Genomic DNA, 25,642 nt, shown 5'->3' with positions numbered 1-25,642 from the left:
AGCTCGCAACTTAGCCGATTATTTGGTCATAACTTTGTTTTTCTCATACAAAGAGAGTAAGCTGCGAAAATCACTTCATTACAGGCGTTATTGTGGAAAAAGTCGCTATTTTTGTCGATGTTCAAAACATCTATTACACGGTTAAAGAAAAGTATCACTGCAATTTTGATTACAATGCATTCTGGGCTGAAGCCACGCAAGGACGTGAAGTTATTGCGGCTTACGCTTACGCCATTCACCGTGGGGACGAAAAACAGCGCCAGTTCCAAAATATTCTGCGCGCCATCGGTTTTGAGGTAAAACTCAAGCCTTTCATTCAACGCAGCGATGGCTCAGCCAAAGGCGATTGGGATGTGGGCATTACCCTCGATGTTCTCGAACATGCCCCTGATGTTGACCGCGTGATACTGCTATCAGGTGACGGTGATTTCGATCTCTTGGTTGATAAAGTGCAGGCCAAATACGGTGTCGATGTTGAAATATACGGCGTACCTGGTTTAACAGCGGCTTCACTACAACAGACCGCGAATTTCTATCGTGAAATCGAACAAACTCTTTTGTTAGGTAAGTAGTCGCACTGATTTTACGCGACAGATTTCAAACGATTTCCATAAAAAAAGATGATGCCAAGGCATCATCTTTTTTGTATCTGGTAATCGCATTAGCTGTTTGAGCTAATAGATGCCGGAGTTAATTTTACTGCTTGAAGTTGCTTGACTGCCCCCCAAGTCATTTTCAGTGGCACTACCACAAAATAGACTGATGCGATAACGACCATTAGAGGGTCTGCATAAGGTGCCAAGTGCGCGTACGATGTCATCATCAAGATACTGGCAATGGTAAAACCTAACATAACCGCACCACTGATCACGGTATCCATCAACCATTGCTTAGATTCGGCATCCACCAGCGCAGAATCCGCTTTAACGCTGTATACCGCCATCACTTTGTAGTTAATAAAACAACCAATCACGTTTATCACACCAAAAATCAGCGCCACACCCGTGTTGATATCACGGCCACCTTCTAATATTGCGGTTACCGCAGAGTAAAACGACACTAAACACATGACGGTAATCGCCAATCCTTTAAAGGCAATAACGCTTGATTCAATGGTAATCGCCTTGGCTTCGCTGTGCTGATGCTTATCGCTGTGCAAGTATGCCGCCGCCCCAAGTGAGACAAGGGTTAACGCCAAACTGACAAAGGAATAAGCACCATCAAAAACGATCACAAGCGAGCCAATCCATAGTCCCAGTCCGATGCCCATCATGGCAAAAAGAAACGAAGAAAACGTTGAGAACTGGAGTAACTTACGCTCTAACCTTGTATTGCATGACATATAAACCTCAATAATCGACGTTATTTTCGTCGATATAACCTTCAAATTTTGTAAGCAAAGCCATAATAACGCAGCTACAAAGATTGCTATAATCTCTGAGCGACAATTTTTTCGTCGCTAGAACTTATCTTGAGCTTTACTTTTACGAAGAGCCGTTATGAAGATTTCCCAAATCGAGATGTTTTTACACGCCAGCCAAACTGGCTCGATCAGCGAAGCAGCACGAAAACTGGGTAAGAGCCGCACCACAGTCAGTGCGGCACTGAGTGCATTAGAAGATGATTTAGGCGTAAAACTATTAACCCGAACGGGTAATCGAATTTTGCTAACCGACATAGGCGAAACCGTCGCGACTGACTGTAAACGGTTAACTCAAATTGCCAATGAGATCCAAACCAAATGCCAACAACATATTGATGGGGTTGAATCTGCCATTCGCATTGCCCGCGATGATGCTCTTCCTGAACATTTATGGCGCGAGTTAATAAAACAACTGAAAAAGACTTTCCCAAAAACCAGCTTGTCAGTTTATGTTGCGCCACCACCTGAACTCGAAGACTTAGTCGAGCAAAACATTGTCGATGTCGCTTACGGCTTACTCCCCGCCAACCATCGCCTACCTCGATTACATCACGTCGATTTAGGACAGATTCGCATGATGTCGGTCGCTCATAAAGATCACCCGCTGAGCCAGTTACGCAAAGTACACAGCGCTGATTTAGAGCGCTACACCGAAATCGCACTCGCTTATATTGATGATGAAAGCCTTAAACCAGTAGAGCCCAAATCAACCAACTACATTGCCTTAGCATTCTACGAATACTTACGTAATTCAGTGGTTGATGGCACGGGCTGGTCAAACGTACCGGATATCTTGATCAAAGATCGGCTGCGAGATGGTTCCGTCAAAGTGATCAAACATAACCGCGCCATGAGCTGGCAACCTTATGGTGAAATTGTCGAAAACGAGTCACGACGTGGCGCTGTCGTGCAATGGTTATCTGATCAGCTAGAAGATTACCTACTCGACAATTCTGGCTACAACACTTAACCACTGAGGCAACGACTCCTGTTCCCAACTTAGTGACTGTCTCTAAGATGACACAGTCACTAACCACGCTTCCCTTCCATACTTTTCCAATTAATGCGTATACACCCAAATAAAAACAAAATGTAACGCTCATGATTCGCAAAGCTATTTTAAGAGGGATGACTTATGTTTAAAAAACTTGTCGCGGAGTTTATTGGCACCTTTTGGTTAGTGCTCGGAGGATGTGGCAGTGCGGTACTTGCCGCCGCTTTTCCTGAAGTCGGTATCGGCTTATTAGGTGTTTCACTTGCGTTTGGTTTAACTGTTGTCACCATGGCTTACGCGATTGGTCATATTTCTGGCTGCCACTTAAACCCAGCGGTAACGGTAGGACTATGGTCTGGCGGACGATTCCCTGCCGCTGATGTCGTGCCTTATATCTTAGCACAGGTGCTGGGCGCTATTGTCGGCGCATTTGTGCTCTATATTATTGCCAGCGGTCAAGCAGGTTTTGAGCTTGCTGGCGGATTAGCATCAAACGGTTACGGTGAGCATTCTCCGGGCGGCTACACTTTAATGTCAGGCTTTGTCACCGAGTTTGTAATGACCTTTATGTTCTTGATTGTCATCCTTGGGGCGACGCATAAACTGGCAACACCCGCAATGGCGGGCTTAGCCATCGGTTTAGCATTGACACTCATTCACCTAATCAGTATTCCTGTAACTAATACCTCAGTAAACCCTGCTCGCAGTACAGGCCCTGCACTCATGGTCGGCGATTGGGCTGTGGCTCAGCTGTGGTTATTCTGGCTAGCACCACTGTTGGGCGCACTAGTAGCGGGCATTGTCTACCGCTGGTTAAGCCCGCAAGACGATGATTAATTCCCTTTTAAAACAAACCGCTGTAAAAACAACAAAGCCGCATTAAGTCAATAATGCGGCTTTTTTAGCTCATTACAGTTGGATCTATATAGCTTTTAAATGAGTAAAAGAGCTAGCTTAAACTGCATATAAAACCTGCAGTAAAGCTTGCACTGGATGCTTCAACTTATAATGCTCCAATCGCTTCACTTGGCTTCGACAAGAATAACCTGTCGCCAAGCAGCGCTCGGTATCTCGCTTAGCCAGATTTTGTTGCCAGCTAAGTTCATACACCCCCTTCGACATTTCAAGCTTGTCTTTTTCATGCCCAAAAGTCCCCGCCATACCACAGCACCCAACAGGTACACTCTCCAGCACAGCACCAAAGTGGGTAAAAATTGCGCCCCACTCTTTTTCAGCATTCGGGAGTTTGGTCTTTTCAGTACAGTGAGCGAACAAGTACCACGGCTCACTATTGCCCCTTTGCATCGCAGGAAACTCAACCAATAATGGTAGCAACCATTCATGTGCCGTCAGCACGGTAAAATCGCCTCGTTTATCAGCCAAGATTTCGTTGTATTCATCGCGATAGCAAAGCACTAACGCAGGATCAACGCCCACCAGCGGAATATTAAGCTGCGCGAGTTGGTTCAAAAACTCCGCCGTGTTTCGTGCCGTACTGGCAAATTGACGCAAGAAGCCTTTTACATGCTGCGCTTTGCCATTAGGTTTAAATGGCACAATCACAGGTTTCTTACCTAATTTTTCAGCTAACAATACAAAGTCGCTCACCACATCTGCATCGTAAAAACTGGTAAATGGGTCTTGGACAATCAATACATACTGCTGACGTTCTTGCGCTGATAACGCTTGCAACCAAGTTAAATCAAACCGAGTGGCTTGATGACCATCGAGACGCTCAAACAAGGTCGGTACCGACAATAATGGCATATCAACATAGCCAATGGTGTTGGCTGTTAATGATTTAGACCATTGAGGGCGCATCACGGCATTGAACATTTTGGGTGCTTTCGCCATTAGCGGCAGATAACTTTCAACGTGCGCTACTAAGTAATCCTTAGCGGGGCGTTGATAGCGGCTGTAGTACATATGCATAAATCGAGCGCGGAAGCTCGGCACATCCACTTTAATTGGGCATTGACTCGCACAAGCTTTACACGCTAGGCAACCGTTCATGGCTTCCATAACTTCGTGAGAATAGTCGTAAGCTTGCTTATTACTGCCGTAAGTATTCCTCAAACGATCAATAATTTGTTTCAACGATGGATTCGAGGTTAATAATTTCTGTTCAAGCGCTAGTGGATCAACGCCTTGCTCAGCGAGCTGGCGCAGCCATTCGCGTACGAGCCCAGCCCTGCCCTTCGGTGAGTGGCGGCGATCGGCCGAAATCTTCATTGATGGACACATAGGTGAGCTGGTGTCGTAGTTAAAACACAAACCGTTACCATTACATTCCATCGCCTGTTTAAAGCTATCTCGCGTTTGAACTGGGATTTGACGATCAAAGTAGCCACGTTTTACCGAATCGACCTTAACCAATTCAGCATCACTTTCAAGTGGGGTACAGATCTTACCCGGGTTCATGCGATTGTCAGGATCAAACGCCGCTTTAATACGACGCAACTCAGTAAATAACCCTTCGCCAAAAAACTCAGGACCGTATTCAGAGCGGAAACCTTTACCGTGTTCCCCCCACATTAAACCGCCATATTTGGCAACCAGCGCTACTACCTGATCTGAAATTTCTTTCATCAGTAGTTCTTGTTGCGGATCGCACATATCCAACGCGGGACGAACGTGTAATACCCCAGCATCCACGTGACCAAACATGCCGTAATCCAACTGTTTCGCGTCAAGTAAGGCTCGAAACTCAGCAATGAAATCTGCCAAATGCTCAGGTGGCACACATGTATCTTCGGCAAAAGCGATAGGTTTTTTCGCCCCTTTCGCGGCCCCTAATAAGCCCACGGCTTTTTTACGCATTGCGTAAATTTTCTGAATACTCGCCAGTTCGTTACAAACCTGATAGCCAATGATTCCGTTCTCGCCATTCGCAATCAATTTGTCTAAACGCGCACACAAGTCATCTACTTGGATCTGGTTTTCTTGCTCAGATTGATTGGCAAACTCCACCATATTGATACCAAGCATTTCTCGACCTGGTACATCAGTCAGCAAGTCATTCACCGTGTGCCAAACAATGTCTTTTTTAGCTAAATTCAATACGCGAGAATCAACGGTTTCAACTGATAGTGCATTGGCTTCCACCATCATAGGTGCATTACGTAATGCGGCATCAAAGCTGTCGTATTTAATGTTGACCAATGTACGAGATTTCGGGATCGGGGTAATGTTTAACTTGGCTTCCGCAATAAAGGCCAACGAACCTTCTGCACCACACAATAGGCGTGCAATATCGAAAGCCTGCATTTGCTCATCAAATACATTCTTTAAATCGTAACCAGTCAAAAAGCGGTTTAGCGGTGGGAACTTATCGACAATCGCTTGTCGTTGTTGTCGGCAAACTGATTCACTGGCTTGTAGGGCTTGAGTCGCAATATCTTGAGACTCAAGTGATGCTATCGCATCGCTTGCCAGTGGCTCGGTATTCAAAACAGAACCGTCAACCATCACTGCGGTAAGTGATAAGACATGATCTGACGTTTTACCGTATTTTAATGATCCTTGTCCTGAAGCATCAGTATTGATCATCCCACCAACCGTAGCACGGTTACTGGTAGAAAGATCTGGGGAGAAAAAGAAACCATACGGTCGAAGTGCATCATTGAGCTGATCTTTGATCACCCCAGTTTGTACTCTGACCCAACCTTGCTCAGGATTAATTTCGAGGATCTGATTCATGTGGCGGGAAATATCAACCACCACGCCTGTAGTGAGTGATTGACCGTTAGTGCCTGTGCCGCCACCGCGAGGAGAAAAAGTCACACTACGATAATCACTCGTTGCGCCAATACGACCAATGAGTTGTAAATCATCGAGGTGCTTAGGAAAGATCACCGCTTGCGGTAGCTGCTGATAAACACTGTTATCCGTTGCTACCGCTAAACGGCTTGCGTAAGTGGTTTCAATATCGCCTTGAAACCCAGCTTGTTCGAGGTCACTCAGGTAGTCCAGTACGACAGCGTCGATACTGCTCTGAGTCGTCAGTGCAGGTAACATTGCTCTCCCTTTTCCAGCTTCTGCCAAATCCTATGACACTGGTATAATTCATGATTTCATTCACTGTACCTCACACTCAGCGGAAACTAAAGTGTGAGGCGCATCATGATTAAGCGATGTTAGTTTTCCGAGCTAATTTTCACCTCGAAAGGTCACACACTGACACCTATCTCAACGGCTTAGCCTTTTATGAATCATACTGGTTCCTGCTGTCAGCCAAATAGCGACTAACAAGCCACCAATAGAACGAACAGTTAACACCACAAGGCTCATTGAGGATTGATTTGCCGCCCATAACGTCAACGAAGCAATTGCCATCACACCAACACTAATTACCACAAAGCTAATCGCCTGCTTAGGGTAAGACAATTGTCGGGCGCTAACTTTCCAATCAACGTAATCCAAGCTCAGTAATACCCCTAACAACACCGCAAACAAATACGTATGGTCAGGTGCATGTGAGAAACTGGCAGTTAAACCAACGATCAACGCCATAATCAGCCAAAAGCCTTTGCCGACAATACGCTCATCTAGCGAGTTATCTTCACTATTCAACCAAGCAATATAAACCGCGACCATGCCGCTGCCTAGCATAATGCTGGCAATGGTATCCGTGATGAAATGCACCCCATACCAAACACGTGCAGTGGCTTGCCCTATTGCAAATAAAAACGCCACGGGAAGCAATGAATACATCACTCTTAGCCCACGTTTACGAGCGAGATAATACCAAGCTAATCCCCATAGCACGGTTGCCATTAGGGTATGGCCACTAGGAAAACCAAAGCCGTAAGCATTCGCTTGTTTTAGTTCAGGAATAATATAGAAGGGACGTGGTGAAGCGATAGAAAGCTTCAGAACAGATGCAATATAAGTCACACTCAAGAGGACGAAGGCAAGTCGCAATAGGCTTTTCACGCCAAACATCGCCGCTGTTGCAACAACTAAAATAGCGATAAATACAGTTTCACCCGGAAGGTTTAACACAGTCATCGCGGCTTCAAACATCGCTTGAGCACTTGGTGACATCTGTTTGATGCTTTGCTGAAAACCTTTTATCACCTCAAGCTCGAACTGATGCATGTGGTTAGCTCGTTCGCTAAGATCAGAGTAATAGCTAATTTCACTCTCAGGTGTTTCAGCTAACCATTTCGCTAAACGCGGCTTATCTTTTGGAAAACGGTACTCCTCCGCTGTAACAGCACTTGGTTCAACAAGGTAAACCCGTCTTACCTCTTTGCCGAAATGCTCAGAACTGGATGATTCAACAATCGCAAACCCTGTCGTGTCTGTGGTTGTCGACACCAAAATAGGACTTTTCGCGACACATGCATAAATAGCAGCACGACCTCGATATTGAATGAGATGATCGATCTCAACATCAATGCCGGTTTCTTCTAAAGCTTCACGAATAGCACTTTGCTCAGGACTATCTTTACCATCTATATATCCACCCGGAAGTGCCATCTTTCGAGTGATCATTTCTGACAACATCACCATTTTGTTGTCAGCTCGAATAACACAAACCGCCCCAACTAACTCTCGCTCAGGAGTCACTGGCTCTGAGTTATTAGCAGAAACCATCGTCGAACATAACAAAAAAAAGACGCAAGCAAGTATGCCCGCAATATGTTTTTTCACAGCAAACACGGAATGTCCTTTATCGTTTTTATTTAATTTTTTAATCAACCCTGCAATAGTAAGTTCGGCATAGATCAATTAATGGCATAAAATAAACCATATAACGAACGCCAGCCAGTTAAATGTTCAATAATTTAATGGCAATCCTCGCAAAATAGAGTCAATGGCAGCCCAAAGTGCCAACTTCCCTCAAAGTAATGAATAATTTCATGAAACAGCACTTTAGAAATAAAACAAATACCAACCAAGCATCACATAAATACACCTAATGCAAATAGTGTGATTTTCAATATAAAAACAACAAACAACCTGCGTAATTTAACACCAGATTCAACATTAAACTGGTCTAATTTCATCGCTCCAAACAGATAACTACAATGCCGCCCGCTTAGCGCACTATTAATAAATTACTAAAGAAATAAACACTATGAATAAGAAGCGTCTGTTAAATCAAGCTATCGTCGCAGCGATCGCTTTTTCATCGTCTCAAGCAGTGGCAGCAGGGTTCCAGTTAAACAGTCAATCAGCAACAGGTCTTGGCCGCGCATTTGCCGGTGATGCAGTGATTGCCGATAACGCATCAGCTATGGCACGTAACCCAGCAGCAATGGCGCTGTTTAAAAAAAGCAGTCTATCTCTAGGCTTCAACGTTATTGATACTGATGTGCGTATCAAACAAGGAACTGCAACTCAGTTTCGATATGACGAAGAATATATTCACCATAGTGGCATTATTTCACCAGACAACCGCTACATCGCAGTACCAACAGATATAGGCTTCAAGTCTAAAGACATTTCAGGTACTGATGGTATCGGTGGCACTTCTTTTGTTCCTAATATCTATTTTGTTCAGCCAATTAATGACCAATGGGCATGGGGCTTATCTGCATACTCCAACTTTGGCACTTCCACGTCATTTACCAACGATTTTGCTGGCTCAGCATTTGGTGGTACAACAAGCGTTAAAAGTTTTAACGTAGGAGCTTCCGTTTCTTACCGTTTAAACGATAGCCTAAGCTTTGGTGCTGGTCTGGATGTTATTTACGGTACTGGTGAACTTCATCGTAACCTTAACGGACAATACTGCTCGACACTTAACGGCAACACAAAGTGCCAACTTCTTGAAGAAAACATTCTTGACGCAAATGCCAGTGGTTACGCGCTAGGTTGGAATGTGGGTACTGTTTATGAAATCAACGAAGATCACCGCTTTGGTTTAAGCTACCGTAAAAGCCCAACTCTAAAAGCCAAGGGTGATGTTTATAAAGCTGGCACCGTTGGTTTAGCGAAAAACGATACTCTACATATTCCATTACCAGATATGGCTGAGTTCTCGGGCTACCACCGTTTAGCTGAAAGCTTTGCGCTACACTACAGCCTTCAGTGGGTTGGCTGGGGTGCGTTTGATCAAGTGAAATCAGATGCTCACGGTACTATTAAAGAGTACAAGTGGAAAGATGCAGGTCACGCATCGCTTGGTGGTACTTACTATCTAAATAACGACTGGACTCTTCGTGCTGGCTACATGTACGACAAAGCAGCGACAGTTGATATTAAATCAATCTCAATCCCTGATTCAGACCGCCAGTGGTTCTCTGCTGGTGTGACTTATCAGCTATCAAAAAGCTCAACTATTGATTTTGGCGCTACCTACCTACTAGGTAAAGATACACAAGTTGAAGAAAAACTTGGTGTTGACGCTAAAGAGATTGATCCAAGTATTGCGGATTTAGGCTTCATCGGCACACAAGTTAAAGCAACAACACGTGCTGACGCCGTTCTCATTGGTCTTCAATACAGCCACACTTTCTAATAATCTGAACTAACAGTGCTAATACATCGAAGCCCTTGCTTAATTACAAGCAAGGGCCTTCTTATTTCATCTCAGCCAACAGCCGAAAACTATCGGCTCAACACGAAACGTTATTAGATACCGCCCATCAAGGTGTATTTGGTTTCAAGAAATTCATTAATACCTTGCGCTGAACCTTCACGACCAAGACCTGACTCTTTCACCCCACCAAATGGCGCGACTTCCGTTGAGATCAAACCTTCATTAACCCCAACCATGCCGTATTCCAATGCTTCGCTCACTTTAAACGCACGTGATAGTGATTGGGTATACACATAAGCAGCCAAACCAGAATCTGTGTTATTAGCTCGCGCAATCACTTCATCATCTTGAGTAAAGGTAAAGGCGGCAGCTAACGGACCAAAGGTTTCTTCACTAGCAACACACATCTCATCTGTGACATCACGCAATACCGCGGGTTGAACAAAATGATCGGCCGATTTATCTGCGCTACCACAAAGCAATGTCGCCCCTTTCGCTAGCGCATCAGCGATATGGCTCTCAACCTTTTCAACCGCCGCTCGGTTGATCATAGGGCCAATGGTTACCCCGTCGTCAAAACCATTACCTACTTTTAACTGTGATACGGCATCAGTCAGTTTTTGCATAAACACATCGTACACATCAGCATGAACGTACAAGCGGTTAGCACAAACACAGGTTTGCCCCGCGTTACGGAATTTAGCAATCATAAAGCCCGCGACGGCTTGATCTAAATCCGCGTCATCAAACACAATAAACGGCGCATTGCCACCAAGTTCAAGCGACAGCTTTTTCACCGAATCTGCCGATTGCGCCATTAACAACTTACCAATCGCTGTTGAACCGGTGAAAGACAACTTACGAACCACTTTGCTAGCCGTTAACTCACCGCCTATTGCTTTAGCATCACCAGTGATCACGCTAAATAAGCCTTTTGGTAGCCCCGCTTGCTCTGCCAAAGCCGCCAACGCGAATGCAGTAAATGGGGTATCAGGTGCAGGTTTTAATACCACTGAGCAACCAGCCGCAAAGGCTGGGCCACATTTGCGGGTGATCATCGCGGCAGGGAAATTCCACGGCGTGATTGCACCCACTACCCCAACTGGCGCATGGCTCACCAAAATACGAGCATCCGGTTTATGGCTAGGGATGATTTCCCCTTGAATACGTTTTGCTTGCTCGGCATACCACTCAATAAAACTCGCTGCATAACCAATCTCCCCTTTGGCTTCTGCCAGCGGTTTTCCTTGCTCAGCGGTTAAAATTTCAGCTAGCAGATCGGTATTTTCTACAATGAGATCAAACCAACGGCGAAGTCGCTGTGACTTTTCTTTTGCTGTTGTTTGGTGCCATGCTTTATAGGCAATCTCTGCCGCTGCGATTGCGCGATGCGTTTCTTGCTCGCCACAAAATGGAACCTGCCCAAGCACTTCACCCGTTGCAGGGTTTGTTATATCAGTCACTTGGCGATTATCTGCGTCGCACCATTCGCCAGCAATGAAAGCTTGCTGTTTAAATAGCATGTTGTGCTTTAAGTCTGAATTCATCATCGGAAAATCCTGAATTTTATTTGTTATACAAATAATGATATCGCATCAAGGGCAATGGTGCATCCTTCCTAAGACAATTCATCCTTAAGCGGTAGTTCAAAATGACTAACTTGCATGGAGAAAATTGAGACCTGTGTCTATTCTGAATAAAAAGCATGTGGAAAGCAGCCATGGCAGAAAGAACCAGAAGTATTAAAAAAGTTCGATACGGTATTCGCTCAGGCGCAATGACCGCCTACATTCAGCAAGAAAGCATTAATGAACTCAACCCGTTTGCTCTATGGGATCACTACCGCGCTAAAGACCTCACTCGTGCTGTCGGGCTAGATTTTCATGGTCATTCAGGTGTCAATACATTGAGTTACCCTGTATGTGGTCAAATGCGTCATGTCGACTCTACAGGGTGCCAAACTATGCTACGCGCAGGTGATGTGCAAATGATGCTCGCAGGCAACGGTGTAGTACACAAAGATACTCTCAAGCCAATAAATGGCATTGTTGAAACCTTTGCTTTATGGACACTACTGCCAACCGCGAAAGATGAAATGACCCAAGCCTCAAGCCAGAAATACGCAGCTGATGACTTACCGCTCTTAGAAGAAAGCAACGCTACAACCAAAGTCCTAATAGGCAAGTGCCGGAATGTTAAAAGCCCAATATCTTCACCATCCCCAATCTTAGTCTTAGATATCGCTATCGCCCCTTATGGCAGTTGGCAAATGCAGCCTGATGATAACCTCACCGCCGGTTTTGTCTTTGTTCATTCAGGCAATGCTTTCCTAAGTGGTGTTCACATTCATAACGATCAAATGGGCATTTTCCAACCATCTAGTGAAGCGATTGAAATTCGCACCAATCAATCGGGTTGTAGAGTGATCCTTGCCATTGGTCAGCCTCTAAAACAAAACATTATTGCCTCACCAACCTCGGTGCATTCATCTAAAAATAATCAACAGCAGGCAAACCAACACATCGAACAATTAATGAAAGTAGTGAAGCATTAAGCACACTAAAATATGAGTCAAAAGCAACTCAAAATTAAATTTAATGGCTATCAATAATATTTATAAATGTACAAGAAGTTTAATAACAAAGCTTTATTCATTCTTATTTTGAATTCAAATATTCCTTATTGGCACCTTTTATATCACTTGAGATAGCACAATATCGATTGAGTTAGATCTGAGCTATTTCGCTGTATTTTCTCTTTCTGAATTTCACTGCTTTCATGTTAAAGTTCAGGCAATCGATTGTTTTATCAGGCTGTAGTTTTTCTGTGATAAATAAAGCAGTTACCTTAATTCCCTTTTGTATTCTGGCTTGCTTTTCTAGCGCAATTTTTGCGCACCCTGACAAAAACGACTCTAACCTTAATGCACTGATGTCATTAAGCTTGGATGAACTCTCTAATGTAGAAGCCACCGTTACCTCTGCAGCCAAAAAAACGCAGAATGTCTCTGACGTGCCTGCCGCTATCTATGTTATTTCCAGTGAACAAATTAAACGCAGTGGCGTACGCTCTATCGCAGATGCGCTCGCTTTAGCCCCTGGCGTCGAAGTTAATAAAATCAGTGAGTACAATTGGCAAGTATCGCTGCGCGGCTTAAATGAAACCCTTTTCAACAAGCTATTAGTTATGGTTGATGGGCGCAGCGTATTCAGCCCGCTCATGTCGGGGACTTTCTGGCATACCATAGATATGGTGATGGATGACATTGATCGAATCGAAATTCTTCGCGGTACTGCAGGCACCATGTGGGGCGGTAACGCAACCAATGGTGTGATTAACATCATCAGCAAGGATAGCCGTTCGACTCTAGGTCAACACTTTGAAATCACAGCAGGCAATGGTGATTACCGAGAATTAAGCTTCCGCCATGGCTTTAGTTTCGGTGATAACGCAACCGCTCGTGTATTTGTTAAAGGTGTGAAAGCGGACTACTACTCTGATCGTGATGAACCTTGGCGAAGCTACCGCGCGGGCTATCGCTCGGATCATCAATTTGATGATGCTGAGCTGACATTTCAATTCGGCGGCTACCATAATGTGTCTAATCACTATTGGGAAGAGTACGATTACACCCAAACCCCTGCCGTTGTTTATCAAACAACGCTAGATGATTACTCTCGTGGTGGCTACCTCAGCCTTGACTGGTCTAAGTTTGGTCCTCAAACAGATTACGAGATGTACGTTTGGGCAGACAGTAACTCTAAGGTTGAACCGTCCTCCAAAGGGGCTTTTTCAACCATCAACCTTGACGGTTTAGCACGTCACCGTTTTTCAGACACCCACGAGTTAACCTCGGGGGCTGGCGTACGCTTTATACATCGCGATGTTGCTGGTTACGATGAATTTGTTCTCACCCAGCTCCAGCCTTGGGGGCGATTCAGCAACAATCCTGAAAATACCGATATTATCTATAATGCTTTTGCGCAACTTGAATCCAAACTGAGTGACAAAGTTACGGCTACGCTAGGTGCCAAAGTCGAGCATTTTAGTATTAACAACAGTACCGAACTGCAACCTCAAGCCCGGATCATGTACCAGCATTCAGCCAAAAACCAGTTTTGGGCTGGCTTAGGTCGTGCTGTGGTAACGCCATCAAGCGTAGAGTCACTCACAGATAACTACGGGATTGGTCAGGTCATTGCGCCTGTGATGCCAACGCAAAACGATTACCAGCACTACAATGCGTTGTATTTCAATATTGGTAATCCAAACATGAAAAATGAATCTGTGGTCACTCTTGATATCGGCCACCGATTCACGCCAACAAAACACATTAATATTGATAGTACGATATTTTATAGCCACTACCGTAACCTTCGGATGCTAGATGGTAACTGGTTCTGTGCCTATGGGCGCTGTGCCGACAACACCATGCTACCCAATAACCTATTTGTGTATCGCACCCAAATGAGTGATGAACTCAAGGCAAACACCTACGGTTTTGAAACCGCTATCCGTTGGCAACCGACCGCAAGCTACACATTAAATACGAGCTATAGCTTCATTCAAACCCACGCTTACTGTGAAAGTGGTAGCCAAAACCCTGAGTGTAAAAGTACAGCCAAAGGGGGTTACCGCTTGAAGTACGAACACCAACCAGCCCACTTTGTATCAATACAGTCTCTGTGGAGTATTAACGCTAGCTGGCAATTTGATATATGGTTAAAACATAAGTCGAGCGTAGAGTCAGATATCGTCTTAATCGATGGTTCTAAGCCGCTTGCAGCACCAGAGATCACCACTGTCGATGTTCGACTTGCTTGGCAACAAAAGCCTTCTTGGCCTCGTGTTGAGTTCATTGTTGATGCATTTGGCAAGCAGCCATATTCAGAGTTACCCAAGAAAGCACGGGTGGCTGAAACCGTTTACATACGAAGCTCATGGGATTTCTAATATGATGCTAAGTATTTGTAAAAAACTACGATCATACTACGGGGCAACGCTCAGGCTGCCTCTTCAACTCATGCTATTTTTTAGTAGCAGCTTTCTGTTTAATGCTGATAGCCGTGCCGAAACTGATACAGGTTTTGATGACCACCAAATCAAAGCCGTATATATCTATCGCTTTGCAAGTTTTGTCCGTTGGCCACAAACAGAAGACCACCAAATTCAATATTGCTCGCTAGGTGCAGACCATATCAGTCAAACCCTGCACCAGCTGATCCTCGATGAAAACAACAATAAGCGCTTAGTGTTCCACTACATCGATAACTTATCCCAAGCTAGTCAATGTGAGGTGGTTTATATAAGCCCGAATCAGTTTCCAATGAGTCACGACGTCCCACAACTACCAGGGGTGTTGACGATTAGTGGTTACCCTGACTTTCTAAAACACGGTGGCATGATCGAGTTACGCTCAAAACAGAAACGGATCCGCCCTATTATTGCGCTCAATCTGATCCAAAAAGCGAACATGGCAATCAGCTCTCAGCTTTTACGGATCGCGATTATTGAAAACAATCTGACCTCAACGCACGGCAGAAAAAACAGACCTCACGACCCATTCCCAATACAAAGAGGTAACTATGCGACACTGGGTCAATAGTCTACCACTTGGTCAGCGCATGTCGCTGCCAATCATGGGCTTCATTCTGCTTGTTTTCCTCAGCTTTCAGGTGATCACGTATCAAACATTCATAAAAAAAGAACAAACAAACCTAGTAAACCGAATCGAGATTTTAGCTCAAGGTGTTGGCATGAACCTCACCGCTGCTATTTTGTTTGATGACAGAATTGCCGCTCAAGAAATTATCTCCTCGTTTCAAGCCGAACCATCTATCGCGCTCGTTGAACTTTACAACGACAGCTTACTGGCTCAATACCAAAATCGTTCCCTTAAATACATTGCACCAACAGCTAAACAGCGTTACACCAGCAAGCAACTCGGGTATCACTTCGGCACGCAAATGCTCTATCTAGATGTGCCTGTGACAACAGGGGAAAATACTACTGCGCATTTATATATTGCCGTTTCCCTCAAAGCCATGCATCAGCTGCAAGTCACTCAACTACAATACAGTTTGTTCTTATTCATGCTCTATTTGGTGGTCTGTGGCTACATCATAAACCGGATACAAGCTTGGGTTACCAAGCCCGTGGCCGAGCTGAACAAAGCAATGAAAGGCATTATCCGTAACGAAGGCCATACGAATTTTAAGCCCAATATCACCACCAAAGACGAACTCGGTGAACTCGCTAGCTGTTTTAACGACATGCAAGGCAAACTCAAAGAACGTGAAAGCCAAATCCGCACTACTTTGCAGCAATTTAGCCGAGAGAAAGTTTTCGCTGAAGAAGTGATTGCAACAGTCCAGCACGCATTATTAGTTGTTGATGAGTCAGGCAAGATCACTTTAGCTAATGATGCTTGCTTTGATGTATTAGGCGTACCTCAGCGCTCAGCTATGCAACAACATTTTGTGCAGTTACTTCGCCCGCTACAACCGGAGCGATTCAAACAGCGACTGAAACAAGTGCTAAACAATAAACGTCACTTCAATCACCATGTCGTGAAGTGCCAAGCATTACACCAAGATAATGAGCGCATCTTACAAATCGCTAGCCGTCCTCTTTTCCAACAAAAGAAGTTCTTATTTGCGATTGAAGACATTACCAAACAACATTTAGCTCAACGCCAGCAACGGTTAGCCGCCAATGTATTCGATAGCAGCCAAGATGCCATTGTAGTACTTAGTCAAACGGGAATAATCGAAATGGTTAATCCAGCGTTTGAGCATTTGATTGGATTTAGCCATGAAAACGTGATCGGTAAGCACTTCCATAGCTTGCTCGATATGACCACCTACCGTGCCATTGAAGCAAAAGTACGTGCGAGCTTAAGCGAACGAAATATCTGGCAAGGGGAATATCACCAACGCCGCCAAGATGGCACCATGATCCCATTGTTCCTTCGGATCCACCGCTTGGCTGAGCCCCATTCACACGCTAACAACCCACATAGTGCCTATAACGAAGCACAAGTGGCTATCATTGCGTCTGATCTGCGCTCGATAAAAGAAAATGAGCGCTTAGAATACCTAGCCTCACATGATTCGCTCACCAATTTACCCAACCGCAATAAATTGCGTGCTCATATTCAAACGTTACTCAAGCAACAGCAAAAGGAACAACAAACTTTTGCGGTTCTATTTATCGATTTAGATGGCTTCAAAGGAATTAACGACCAGTACGGGCATGATGTTGGCGACACTGTGTTAAAGATTGTCTCAGCACGTATGTCGCGAGCGATTCGCCAAGCAGATATGGTTGGACGTCTTGCAGGCGATGAATTTATCACGGTGCTAAATCACGTCAATGACGCCAATAAAGTAACGCAAACCAGTCAACGGTTACTCCATAAACTTAACCAGCCTATCAGCATTGATGATTACATTATTAGCATTGGCGCCAGCATTGGTTGTTATTACGTACATCCTCGCGAATACCAAAACGTTGACGATATCCTGCGTCGTGCTGATAAGGCAATGTATGAAGCTAAACGTTCAGGCAAAGGGCAAGTTGTCATCTTTAATCCGTTAACCACAGCGCAACCAACACCAATAAAAAAACAGCCTCGCGAGTAGCGAGGCTGCTTAACAGTTCATCCTGTCGATTCACTTGATACTGGCTTACTTTGGTCGGTGACCTAAAGTGCAATTACCATTTGATTGGAACCAAATCACTTGCGTTTTCTTTTTACCCATTAGGATTGGGCCATCATCAAAGAATAAGAAGTTCTTCCAGTTACGTTTGAAAACGCCCCACTTAGTTTCAATCAAGTTGTATTTCTCATAACAGAAATACACTGTGGTGTTGTCTTCCCAATCAATGAAATCAAGAATTTCTTGTGGAAGCGCGGGCTCATCTTCATCCCAAGCTTGCTGCCACTCAACGGGCTCCGACCACATTTTTTTCTCTGCCGCCCAATCACCTTTTTCAAAGTGATCCGCATCTGGGCTTTGACGACTAATATGTTCGCCCCATAATTGCGAAGAACGAGCTTGAGTAAATGGGCGGATTTGCGCTAAATCATTCTCTTCTACTGGCATAGAAGCATGGGTGAAAATCCACTTGCGGCTGTAACTGTCTAAATCTACGTAATGCATTCGTTGACCTGAATTTGATTAACGAGGCAATGTACCTTAGTCACAGCCGATGTGCCAGATCTTCACCATGATTTTCTGTTACTTGTCGGTATCCCACAAATTGCTGACCCAACCACCCACAGACTCATCAAAGTGATTACCGTTGTAGGTCTGATGTTGCTCAACAATATGAGGACGATGGGCACGCGCTTCGAGTATATGAGAAATATGATTTGCCATCGGATCGTTCTTTTCTGCCAACTGCTTTCTAATTGCGACTTCTTTGATCACTTGAAGACGATAAGCCGAATTCATTTTCTTCATTCCTCTGCCCTCTGTAGTTAAAACCCCAGTAAAAATAGGTCTTGGCTACTAAATCGTCAAATAATCATCATCAAACTGTCACTTACTCCTGATACACATCAACCAATTTAAAAACAAACACTTAGCCACATAACCAGCAACACTACTTAACGCATTATTTTCGCTTTTCACTAAGTATTTGAAAGGTAATGACATTAAATCTTGCTCGACAGCCCATCTTTTTTATGATTTTTTTATGACGCGACTGCAAACGTCAAACACAGCCATAATGAGTGGCATTCGAGAATGACGATTGCTAACTTTATATAGTTGGTTTAACTAGGACTCACTTTTGCGCATTTTACTATCACTGCTACTTACACTTGTTGTTTTTCCCACAAAGGCCATTCCTTTGCCTGATTTCCATCAATGCAAGAAGACGCTCAGCTATCAGCTCTATTTCAGCGGACTCAAAGTGGGCACCTTAGAACGCCACGTCCACTGGCGAGGCAACGGTGCCAAAGTCTATGCCTATGGTAGTGCGAATGTGTTGGTCACTAAAAACAAGTACAACAACCAAAGCCAGTTAGTGTGGTCTGCTGAGAAACAATCCTTCATTACTCAATCTTTCACTCAACAAATTTCAGGGCTAGTTTCACGCAATGTTGTAGCTGCATTTGGTAAAGACGGTCAAAGCGCCACCGTCACCAAAGATGGCGAAACTAAGCACTATGAAGATCCAGAATTTCCACTACTTGATGGTGATACTCTTGGCACCCAATTACGGTTATTGCTAATCCAAGGAAAAACCAAGTTTGATTTCATGATGCAAAGCACCAGTGGCGTTAATCACTACTTTTTTGAAGTGCTGGGAACAGAAGAAGTAGAAAACCGTTATGGCAAGATGAAAGCAATCAAAGTTAGGCAAACAGAAGTCAATGATCGTCAGATAGATATGTGGTTTGCACCAGAGCTTGATTACCAATTAGTAAAAGCAAAATACAAACGTAACTTGCTACGTTTAGAGGCTGAGATTGTTCAATTCAAAAAAGTGTGTCCTGAAGACATTGAAGTTAAACAAACCGCGAAATTAAAGGTGCAGTAAAGATAGTAAGCCTTACGCGACTTTCATATCCCCATTAAGCAGACGGTAAGGTCTCGCTATTTTGCGAAGACCTTACCACCAATCATTTTAAATGCTGGTGTTCCACGCACTAACGTATCACGAGCAAACTCAATCTCGCACTGCGGACAATGACAAGGCTTGACGGTGTGATCAACGGTAATACGTTCTTTAAAACATTTCACCAATGCGCCCTTGCCCCCTTTTCGGTATTTAAAAAGCTGGGTTTTGCAATTGGCGCAAAATACATCAACCGTTTTGGTTGGTCCTTTTTTATTGGGCTTTGCCATTTTAACGTCGTACCGAACGGATCAATTCATCAATCACAGGCAAATGGTTATCAAACACGCCAGCCATATTGCCATACTTAGGTTGATGGCGATCATTCTCAAAAGCATGATGCCAACCTTGGGTCGAATGAACAAAATACTCAGCAAAGGTATCTGATATCGCTAAACATCCAGCCAAGACGGTATCAACATAAGTCTGCATGATAGGCTGATCCACACAGGGGGGGTGTGGCTCATCTTTAATGTATACCCACACATCACCTTCTAGAGATGTATTCGTTTGCTGTAGATCTACATCTTGAGGGGAGATTTTAACTCTGTGATAACCATGTTCACGGCGATCAAACTCAGCCAAGGCTTGCTGATCCACTTCGACAATCACACCATTAGATTGCCCGTTTTCAGGTACCAAAACTAAAGGCGCAATTTTATAGCTACCATCAACTTTACTCCAATGACGCTGGAAACCATTCACCATCGCTGGCATTGCACGTCCAGTTTGACCTGTACGCTGTCGTGAATGATCATTGATTAAACTGCCATAGCCAAAAATATACATGCCTTTGCTTTCGTTCCTTTTCTAACGTTAGATTGGCAACCCGAAAAATCGAGAAAACTGCCACCAAGATTTTGATAATTCAGTCATATCCCCACGCTGGAACATAATTGGTGTGCCAGGTGGTGATTGCGCTAATTTAGCCATATCCTTTCGTGCGACACAACCCATTTTCGGATAGCCACCTAAGGTTTGCCTGTCATTCATCATCACAATCGGTAACCCATCCGGTGTAATTTGAATCGCCCCGTACGCAATCCCCTCTGAAATCAAAGTACCAAGTTTAGAGTCTCGGCCATCAGCATTTACCTTATTATCAATAATAGATTCGCCTTTTAGTCGACACCCCATACGATCACTATGCGCACTCAAAATAAAGGTTGATTGATAAAGCTTAGCGTAAGCTTGAGCACTAAATTGGCTCGCTTGATAAGACTCATAAACTCGTAAGATACAAGGTTGGGCATAATCAGGAATAAAACGATTCGGCGTTGATACTGTATATGGGAGAGAGGAAGGTACAGTATGGCTGAGCAATACATCACCATTGACGAGAGGTTGCCCTTGCACCAAGCCACCTATTTGATTACGAACAACCGTTGAGCAGCTCCCCTTTACCATAGGCACATCGAAGCCACCTTGTACGGCAAAATAAGTGCGCAGTCCTGCCCTAGGGTACCCTAACTTTAAGCGCTCTCCTTTCGGCAGAACAAATGTTTGCCACGCTTTTATTGGCTCTGAACCTATTGTTGCTCGGCAATCCGCACCTGTGAGTACACAATAGATATCATCATCACTGCTAACTTCCAGTTGACCAAACACTATCTCTAGCTGAGATGCAGAGGTTGGGTTTGCCAGCAAGTAATTCGCCCAGCAAAAACTATGTAAATCTGCAGCCCCGCCTTGGCTTAGCCCTGCATCCGCAACACCCAAGCGACCAATGTCTTGCAATAAGGTGTGCATGCCCGCGTTATGTAACGTCAGCTTTGCCATAGCTTGCCACCTAGATTCAAAAATGTGCCGCGATCAATGGGTTCAAATTGCACTTTATCGCCAATATTAAAAGGCGTCATCGGCTGCTGATTAGGAAAGAAAAGAGGCTGTGGACAGTTACCTATAATTTGCCAGCCCCCTGGAGAGTCTGCGGGATATACTGCCGTTTGTTGATTGGCGATCCCGACACTGCCTGCAGGTATTTTATGTCTTGGTGTTGATAATCGTGGCACCGCAATTTTGTCATCAACACTGGCTAAAAAAGCAAAACCCGGCGCAAAGCCAAGCGCGCAAACGGTATAAGTTTGCTGATAATGCCGTTTAACCACCTCTGCAATCTCACAACCTAACGAGTCAGCAATCGTCTCCAATTCAGGACCCACGCTTGGATGATAATAAACAGGCAGAACAATTGTTTTTTGATGAGAAAAGGAAAGTACATCACTTTGCTCGACCTGCGCACAAATGCGTTCAAGATCGGCAATAACTGAGATAACTTGATGGTAACTGTCGACATTAGCTAGGTTGACTTGCAGTAAAACAGTGCAATATGACGGGACAATTTCAATAAAAACCTCAGCCATTTGCAACTCAACTTGATGTACAAATTGCGCAATTTTTGCCGTCAGCTTTACATCGATTTCATTGCCCCAAGTTACCAGCAAGCAAGTTTCTGATACCTGCTGGATGCTCGTCATGGTGATACCACTTGTCGTAATGATTGAATCAAGTTTATGGACGCATCGTTATCGCCATGCACACATAAACTATCGACTTTAATCTCTAAGCGACTGTCATCTTCCGCAATCACATACCCTTGGGCAAAACCTTTAGCCTGCTGCAAAATAGCTTTCTTCTGGTGATGAACAGCATGTGCTTGCTGACGTGAGACTAATTGCCCTTCAGGGGTGTAAGCACGATCGGCGAAGCCTTCTAGCAACAACTCGACCTTATAGCGAGCTGCAATATCAAGAAAAGCTTGGTTATCAACCTTAGCTAAAATCATCAATTTAATTGCAGGTATAAATACCGAATTCATTCCTGCAACCGCTTTTATCACGGCTTCAAAAATCGCCAAGTCAGCCATCATATCGTTATAAAGCGCACCATGAGGTTTCACATAACTGATTTGGGTTCCATGAAGTTGGCAAATGGCATTTAATGCCCCTGCTTGATAGGCCACCAGCTGAGTAATAGATTCAGGTGAGTGCGGAATACTACGACGACCAAAACCTTGCTTGTCGTTATAACTTGGGTGAGCCCCAATTTCGACACCATGTTTAACAGCGCAGGCAACGGTTTCTGCCATCACATCAGGGTCTGAGGCATGAAAACCACAAGCAACATTCGCCATATCGATCCAAGGCATCACTGCGTGATCCTGCCCCATCACCCAAGGGCCAAAGCTTTCCCCCATATCGCAATTTAGTTTCATCCCACCTCCCTATGCGCAATTAATCACTGATAACAACAAATTAAAATATACGCATCAATAAGATACAAGAAAGAGACATCAAAGTTGAGATATCGGTGATAAAGGAAAGAGAACAACCAGCAACTGACTGATATTAATAATCCTTTAGGGAAGGTATAACGCACATACGAAAAAGCCCCGTCATTTCTGACAGGGCGAATACCAATACGATTAATTTTATGGGTAAAGGTTGCGAAGAGAAAATCATCTAGAACAAGGCGTAAATTGAAGTAACTAGCCATCTAATTTCAAAATTTACAACGCAGTAATAGATGATTTTAGCCAGCAAACATAACCGTAAAATTGATTGTGTTGGTATCTTGTTTGGAGCGACACACGAGGTTCCCGATCTTCGAGGAACTAGGCGTGACCGCAACCTTGGCAAGGTTACGCTCTACCAGCAGAGCTAGTGTCTTAGAATCATTTAAAAAATTAAACACATACGAAAAAGCCTCGTCATTTCTGACGAGGCTTTAATGTTTGGAGCGACACACGAGGTTCCCGATCTTCAAGGAGCTAGGCTTGACCTCAACCTTGGCAAGGTTACGCTCTACCAAATGAGCTAGTGCCTTGAATCACTTAATAATTAATCACATATGAAAAAGCCCTGTCATTTCTGACAGGGCTTTAATGTTTGGAGCGACACACGAGGTTCGAACTCGTGACCTCAACCTTGGCAAGGTTGCGCTCTACCAGCTGAGCTAGTGTCGCAAGATGGTGCCCCGGGCCGGACTTGAACCGGCACAACGCGAACGTCGAGGGATTTTAAATCCCTTGTGTCTACCAATTCCACCACCAGGGCACGCAATTCTGGATTGCGGTGCGGTTAACCGAAAGGTTTGACACCATCTGATACTGACTTCACTTAGTGAACAATCAATATCGCAAATTGTTTGGAGCGACACACGAGGTTCGAACTCGTGACCTCAACCTTGGCAAGGTTGCGCTCTACCAGCTGAGCTAGTGTCGCATAGTAATCGAATGGAGGCGCGTCCCGGAGTCGAACCGAGGTCCACGGATTTGCAATCCGCTGCATAGCCACTCTGCCAACGCGCCTTTGCTTTTCGATTTCCGCTTTAGGAGAGAAGCTCTCCGTTGCGGTATGCTGAGCATTCTACGGATTGTTCGATTTGAGTCAATACAAAAATTAAAGAAAAATAACTGCTTGCGCAATTAGTAAACAGAAGTGGTTATTTTAGCACTTTTTACTCACATCTGATGCTTGTAAGAATTAAGCAATCAAAAGGATAACCTTCAATCCGCTACTAGTTCGACGGCTTCGCGAACCAAACGACCAATTTCGTCCCAATCACCAGCTTCAATCAGCTTGGGTGATACCATCCAAGTACCACCACAACACAATACGCGGTCAATCGCTAAGTAATCACGAATGTTGGCTTTACCAATGCCGCCAGTCGGCATGATTGAAACATCAACATACGGTGCTAACAGTGATTTCAGCATATTGATGCCACCGGAGGCTTCTGCTGGGAAGAACTTAAGGAAAGTTAAACCAAGCTCCAACGCTTGTTCAATCTGACTAGGGTTATTCACACCAGGTACAAACGGAATGCCCTGCTGCTGACAATAACGTACCGTGTTTGGGTTTAAGCCTGGTGCAACAATAAATTCAGAGCCCGCTGCTTTGGCTTTATCTACTTGCTCGGCATTAAGCACTGTCCCTGCACCTATGCACATTTCCGGATATGCTTCACGCATAGCACGAATAGCATCCGCTGCCGCTTCGGTACGAAACGTGACTTCAGCAACTGGAAGACCATTTTCCACAAGCACTCTTGCCAGTGGTACTGCCTGCTCAACATTGTTGATTTGAATAACAGGGATAACTTTAAATGCTTTTAGTCTGTCGATTAATTGTTGAGACATGAACCTATCTTCCTAAATAATATCTTTCATCGTATCGAGAGGAATAATAGCACCACGATGCTGGATAACGATAGCTGCCAATTGGTGAGCTAATTCCGCAGAAGCTGAAGCGGATTCACCACTTAACCGTCCAGCTAAATAGCCAGCAGCAAATGAGTCACCAGCCGCACATGTATCTATCACTTTGCTTACTTTCGTTGCTGCAACATACAACACTTCCGGAGAGTCACTCTGTAACTCGGTGGCTACTTTACATGGCTCAGCTCCACGCTTAATCACCACTTCCTGGCAACCAAAATTCTGGCAACGCTGAACTATATCTCCTTCACCCCAAACGAGCTTGTCATCTTCTTCAGTGATCAACGCAATATCGACAAAGGGTAGAACTTGAGAATACCAATACTGCGCTTGTTTTGCTGTCCACAGTTGTGGGCGGAAATTGTTATCAAACAAAACCCTACCACCGTTTTGCTTGTGTTTTTCCAATAGAGTCACCAAAACTGCTTTGGCATCTTCTGATAGGATTGCCAAGCTGATCCCACTGATGTACAAAGCATCAACACTATGGGCATCAATTGCTTGTTCGAGGGGTGAAGCCGTTGGCTCAGCAAAATAGAACTTAGCTGCACTATCATTGCGCCAGTAATGAAAATGTCGCTCACCACAAGGTTCGGTTTCAACCAAATACAAACCTGGTAATTTGTCTTCAATAGTACGAACTAACTCAGTATTAATGTTCTCTTGTCGCCATGCTACAAGCATGTCTTGTGAAATGTTATCAACACCCAATGCCGTCGCGTAACTCACTTGAATGTTACGCTTACCACCTAGCCTCGCTAAATAAAGTGCTGTATTCAGTGTGTCGCCACCAAAGGTGCGCAGCAATGGTTGCCCGCTAAGCTCCACCATACATTCGCCAAAAAATGTAATTTTCACACTGTCACCTTTTGCGTTAAGACCTAA

Annotated in this window: 22 protein-coding genes and 4 tRNA genes; 9 read left to right on the top strand and 17 right to left on the bottom strand. The window is 44.4% G+C overall.

The window, feature by feature from the left end; all coding sequences use genetic code 11:
- The first annotated feature begins 92 nt into the window (after positions 1-92).
- On the top strand, positions 93-572 hold the full coding sequence (locus A3K86_RS14410) for a LabA-like NYN domain-containing protein (RefSeq protein WP_068332341.1): 480 nt from the start codon (positions 93-95) through the stop codon (positions 570-572).
- Between the two features lie 89 nt (positions 573-661).
- On the opposite strand, the gene A3K86_RS14405 is transcribed toward A3K86_RS14410, so the two are convergent.
- Positions 662-1,342, bottom strand: coding sequence for a cation efflux transmembrane domain-containing protein (locus A3K86_RS14405; RefSeq protein ID WP_068332338.1), 681 nt, complete (start codon positions 1,340-1,342; stop codon positions 662-664).
- Positions 1,343-1,499: 157 nt separating this feature from the next.
- Between A3K86_RS14405 and A3K86_RS14400 the strand changes: the two genes are divergently transcribed.
- Positions 1,500-2,393 (top strand): LysR family transcriptional regulator, encoded by an 894-nt coding sequence (locus tag A3K86_RS14400; protein ID WP_068332335.1) that lies wholly within the window; start codon positions 1,500-1,502, stop codon positions 2,391-2,393.
- A 165-nt stretch (positions 2,394-2,558) separates the two neighbouring features.
- Entirely contained in the window at positions 2,559-3,254 is a 696-nt protein-coding gene (aqpZ, locus tag A3K86_RS14395; protein WP_068332332.1) for an aquaporin Z, read from the top strand.
- Positions 3,255-3,371: 117 nt separating this feature from the next.
- On the opposite strand, the gene ydiJ is transcribed toward aqpZ, so the two are convergent.
- Entirely contained in the window at positions 3,372-6,434 is a 3,063-nt protein-coding gene (gene ydiJ, locus A3K86_RS14390) for a D-2-hydroxyglutarate dehydrogenase YdiJ (protein ID WP_068332329.1), read from the bottom strand.
- Positions 6,435-6,605: 171 nt separating this feature from the next.
- Positions 6,606-8,018, bottom strand: a complete 1,413-nt coding sequence (locus A3K86_RS14385; RefSeq protein WP_068332649.1) for a phosphatase PAP2 family protein — start codon at positions 8,016-8,018, stop codon at positions 6,606-6,608.
- Positions 8,019-8,502: 484 nt separating this feature from the next.
- Here A3K86_RS14385 and A3K86_RS14380 point away from each other — a divergent pair, with 484 nt between their 5' ends.
- Positions 8,503-9,888, top strand: a complete 1,386-nt coding sequence (locus A3K86_RS14380; protein WP_068332326.1) for an outer membrane protein transport protein — start codon at positions 8,503-8,505, stop codon at positions 9,886-9,888.
- Positions 9,889-10,001: 113 nt separating this feature from the next.
- Here the strand turns inward: A3K86_RS14380 and A3K86_RS14375 are convergent, their stop codons facing one another.
- Positions 10,002-11,459, bottom strand: coding sequence for an NAD-dependent succinate-semialdehyde dehydrogenase (locus A3K86_RS14375; protein WP_068332323.1), 1,458 nt, complete (start codon positions 11,457-11,459; stop codon positions 10,002-10,004).
- A gap of 170 nt (positions 11,460-11,629) precedes the next feature.
- On the opposite strand from A3K86_RS14375, the gene A3K86_RS14370 reads away from it, so the two are divergent.
- The 4 genes from A3K86_RS14370 to A3K86_RS14350 all read left to right on the top strand — a co-directional run bounded on the left by A3K86_RS14370 (position 11,630) and on the right by A3K86_RS14350 (position 17,552).
- On the top strand, positions 11,630-12,463 hold the full coding sequence (locus tag A3K86_RS14370; protein WP_232322000.1) for a pirin family protein: 834 nt from the start codon (positions 11,630-11,632) through the stop codon (positions 12,461-12,463).
- Between the two features lie 272 nt (positions 12,464-12,735).
- Positions 12,736-14,862, top strand: a complete 2,127-nt coding sequence (locus A3K86_RS14360; protein WP_232321999.1) for a TonB-dependent receptor plug domain-containing protein — start codon at positions 12,736-12,738, stop codon at positions 14,860-14,862.
- Positions 14,863-14,932: 70 nt separating this feature from the next.
- Positions 14,933-15,514, top strand: a complete 582-nt coding sequence (locus A3K86_RS14355; protein WP_162844319.1) for a YfiR family protein — start codon at positions 14,933-14,935, stop codon at positions 15,512-15,514.
- Positions 15,495-17,552, top strand: coding sequence for a diguanylate cyclase domain-containing protein (locus A3K86_RS14350; RefSeq protein ID WP_068332311.1), 2,058 nt, complete (start codon positions 15,495-15,497; stop codon positions 17,550-17,552). The genes A3K86_RS14355 and A3K86_RS14350 overlap by 20 nt, the downstream gene beginning before the upstream one ends.
- Before the next feature lie 45 nt (positions 17,553-17,597).
- Here A3K86_RS14350 and A3K86_RS14345 read toward each other — a convergent pair whose 3' ends face one another.
- Together A3K86_RS14345 and A3K86_RS14340 are read right to left on the bottom strand one after the other, a co-directional pair.
- Positions 17,598-18,074: a DUF2947 domain-containing protein gene (locus A3K86_RS14345; protein ID WP_068332308.1), complete on the bottom strand. Its 477-nt coding sequence runs from the start codon at positions 18,072-18,074 to the stop codon at positions 17,598-17,600.
- A gap of 78 nt (positions 18,075-18,152) precedes the next feature.
- The gene (locus A3K86_RS14340) at positions 18,153-18,377 is read right to left on the bottom strand and encodes a hypothetical protein (protein WP_068332305.1); all 225 of its coding nucleotides are present in this window, start codon (positions 18,375-18,377) and stop codon (positions 18,153-18,155) included.
- Between the two features lie 331 nt (positions 18,378-18,708).
- On the opposite strand from A3K86_RS14340, the gene A3K86_RS14335 reads away from it, so the two are divergent.
- Positions 18,709-19,461 (top strand): DUF3108 domain-containing protein, encoded by a 753-nt coding sequence (locus A3K86_RS14335; RefSeq protein WP_068332302.1) that lies wholly within the window; start codon positions 18,709-18,711, stop codon positions 19,459-19,461.
- A gap of 56 nt (positions 19,462-19,517) precedes the next feature.
- On the opposite strand, the gene A3K86_RS14330 is transcribed toward A3K86_RS14335, so the two are convergent.
- The 11 genes from A3K86_RS14330 to A3K86_RS14280 form a co-directional block, all read right to left on the bottom strand.
- Entirely contained in the window at positions 19,518-19,769 is a 252-nt protein-coding gene (locus A3K86_RS14330; protein WP_068332299.1) for a hypothetical protein, read from the bottom strand.
- 1 nt (position 19,770) lies between these two features.
- Complete coding sequence (locus tag A3K86_RS14325; RefSeq protein ID WP_068332296.1) at positions 19,771-20,328, bottom strand: gamma-glutamylcyclotransferase family protein; 558 nt, start codon at positions 20,326-20,328, stop codon at positions 19,771-19,773.
- A gap of 27 nt (positions 20,329-20,355) precedes the next feature.
- Positions 20,356-21,318, bottom strand: a complete 963-nt coding sequence (locus A3K86_RS14320; protein WP_068332294.1) for a 5-oxoprolinase subunit C family protein — start codon at positions 21,316-21,318, stop codon at positions 20,356-20,358.
- Positions 21,306-22,016, bottom strand: a complete 711-nt coding sequence (gene pxpB, locus A3K86_RS14315; protein ID WP_068332291.1) for a 5-oxoprolinase subunit PxpB — start codon at positions 22,014-22,016, stop codon at positions 21,306-21,308. The genes A3K86_RS14320 and pxpB overlap by 13 nt, the downstream gene beginning before the upstream one ends.
- Entirely contained in the window at positions 22,013-22,753 is a 741-nt protein-coding gene (locus A3K86_RS14310) for a 5-oxoprolinase subunit PxpA (protein ID WP_068332289.1), read from the bottom strand. The genes pxpB and A3K86_RS14310 overlap by 4 nt, the downstream gene beginning before the upstream one ends.
- Before the next feature lie 674 nt (positions 22,754-23,427).
- A tRNA-Gly gene (locus A3K86_RS14305) sits at positions 23,428-23,503 on the bottom strand.
- 4 nt (positions 23,504-23,507) lie between these two features.
- Positions 23,508-23,594 (bottom strand) — tRNA-Leu (locus A3K86_RS14300).
- Positions 23,595-23,686: 92 nt separating this feature from the next.
- Positions 23,687-23,762, bottom strand: a tRNA-Gly gene (locus A3K86_RS14295).
- A gap of 12 nt (positions 23,763-23,774) precedes the next feature.
- Positions 23,775-23,848 (bottom strand) — tRNA-Cys (locus A3K86_RS14290).
- Positions 23,849-24,046: 198 nt separating this feature from the next.
- Positions 24,047-24,679 carry a bifunctional 4-hydroxy-2-oxoglutarate aldolase/2-dehydro-3-deoxy-phosphogluconate aldolase gene (locus A3K86_RS14285; protein ID WP_068332286.1) on the bottom strand — a complete coding sequence of 211 codons (633 nt, stop codon included), beginning with the start codon at positions 24,677-24,679 and terminating at the stop codon, positions 24,047-24,049.
- A 12-nt stretch (positions 24,680-24,691) separates the two neighbouring features.
- The gene (locus A3K86_RS14280; RefSeq protein WP_068332283.1) at positions 24,692-25,615 is read right to left on the bottom strand and encodes a sugar kinase; all 924 of its coding nucleotides are present in this window, start codon (positions 25,613-25,615) and stop codon (positions 24,692-24,694) included.
- Positions 25,616-25,642 lie beyond the last annotated feature (27 nt).

The organism is Photobacterium jeanii (assembly GCF_001650345.1).
Classification (GTDB): Bacteria; Pseudomonadota; Gammaproteobacteria; order Enterobacterales; family Vibrionaceae; genus Photobacterium; species Photobacterium jeanii.
The sequence above is the reverse complement of the archived record's forward strand: the minus strand, read 5'-3'. Positions and strand labels throughout refer to the sequence as shown.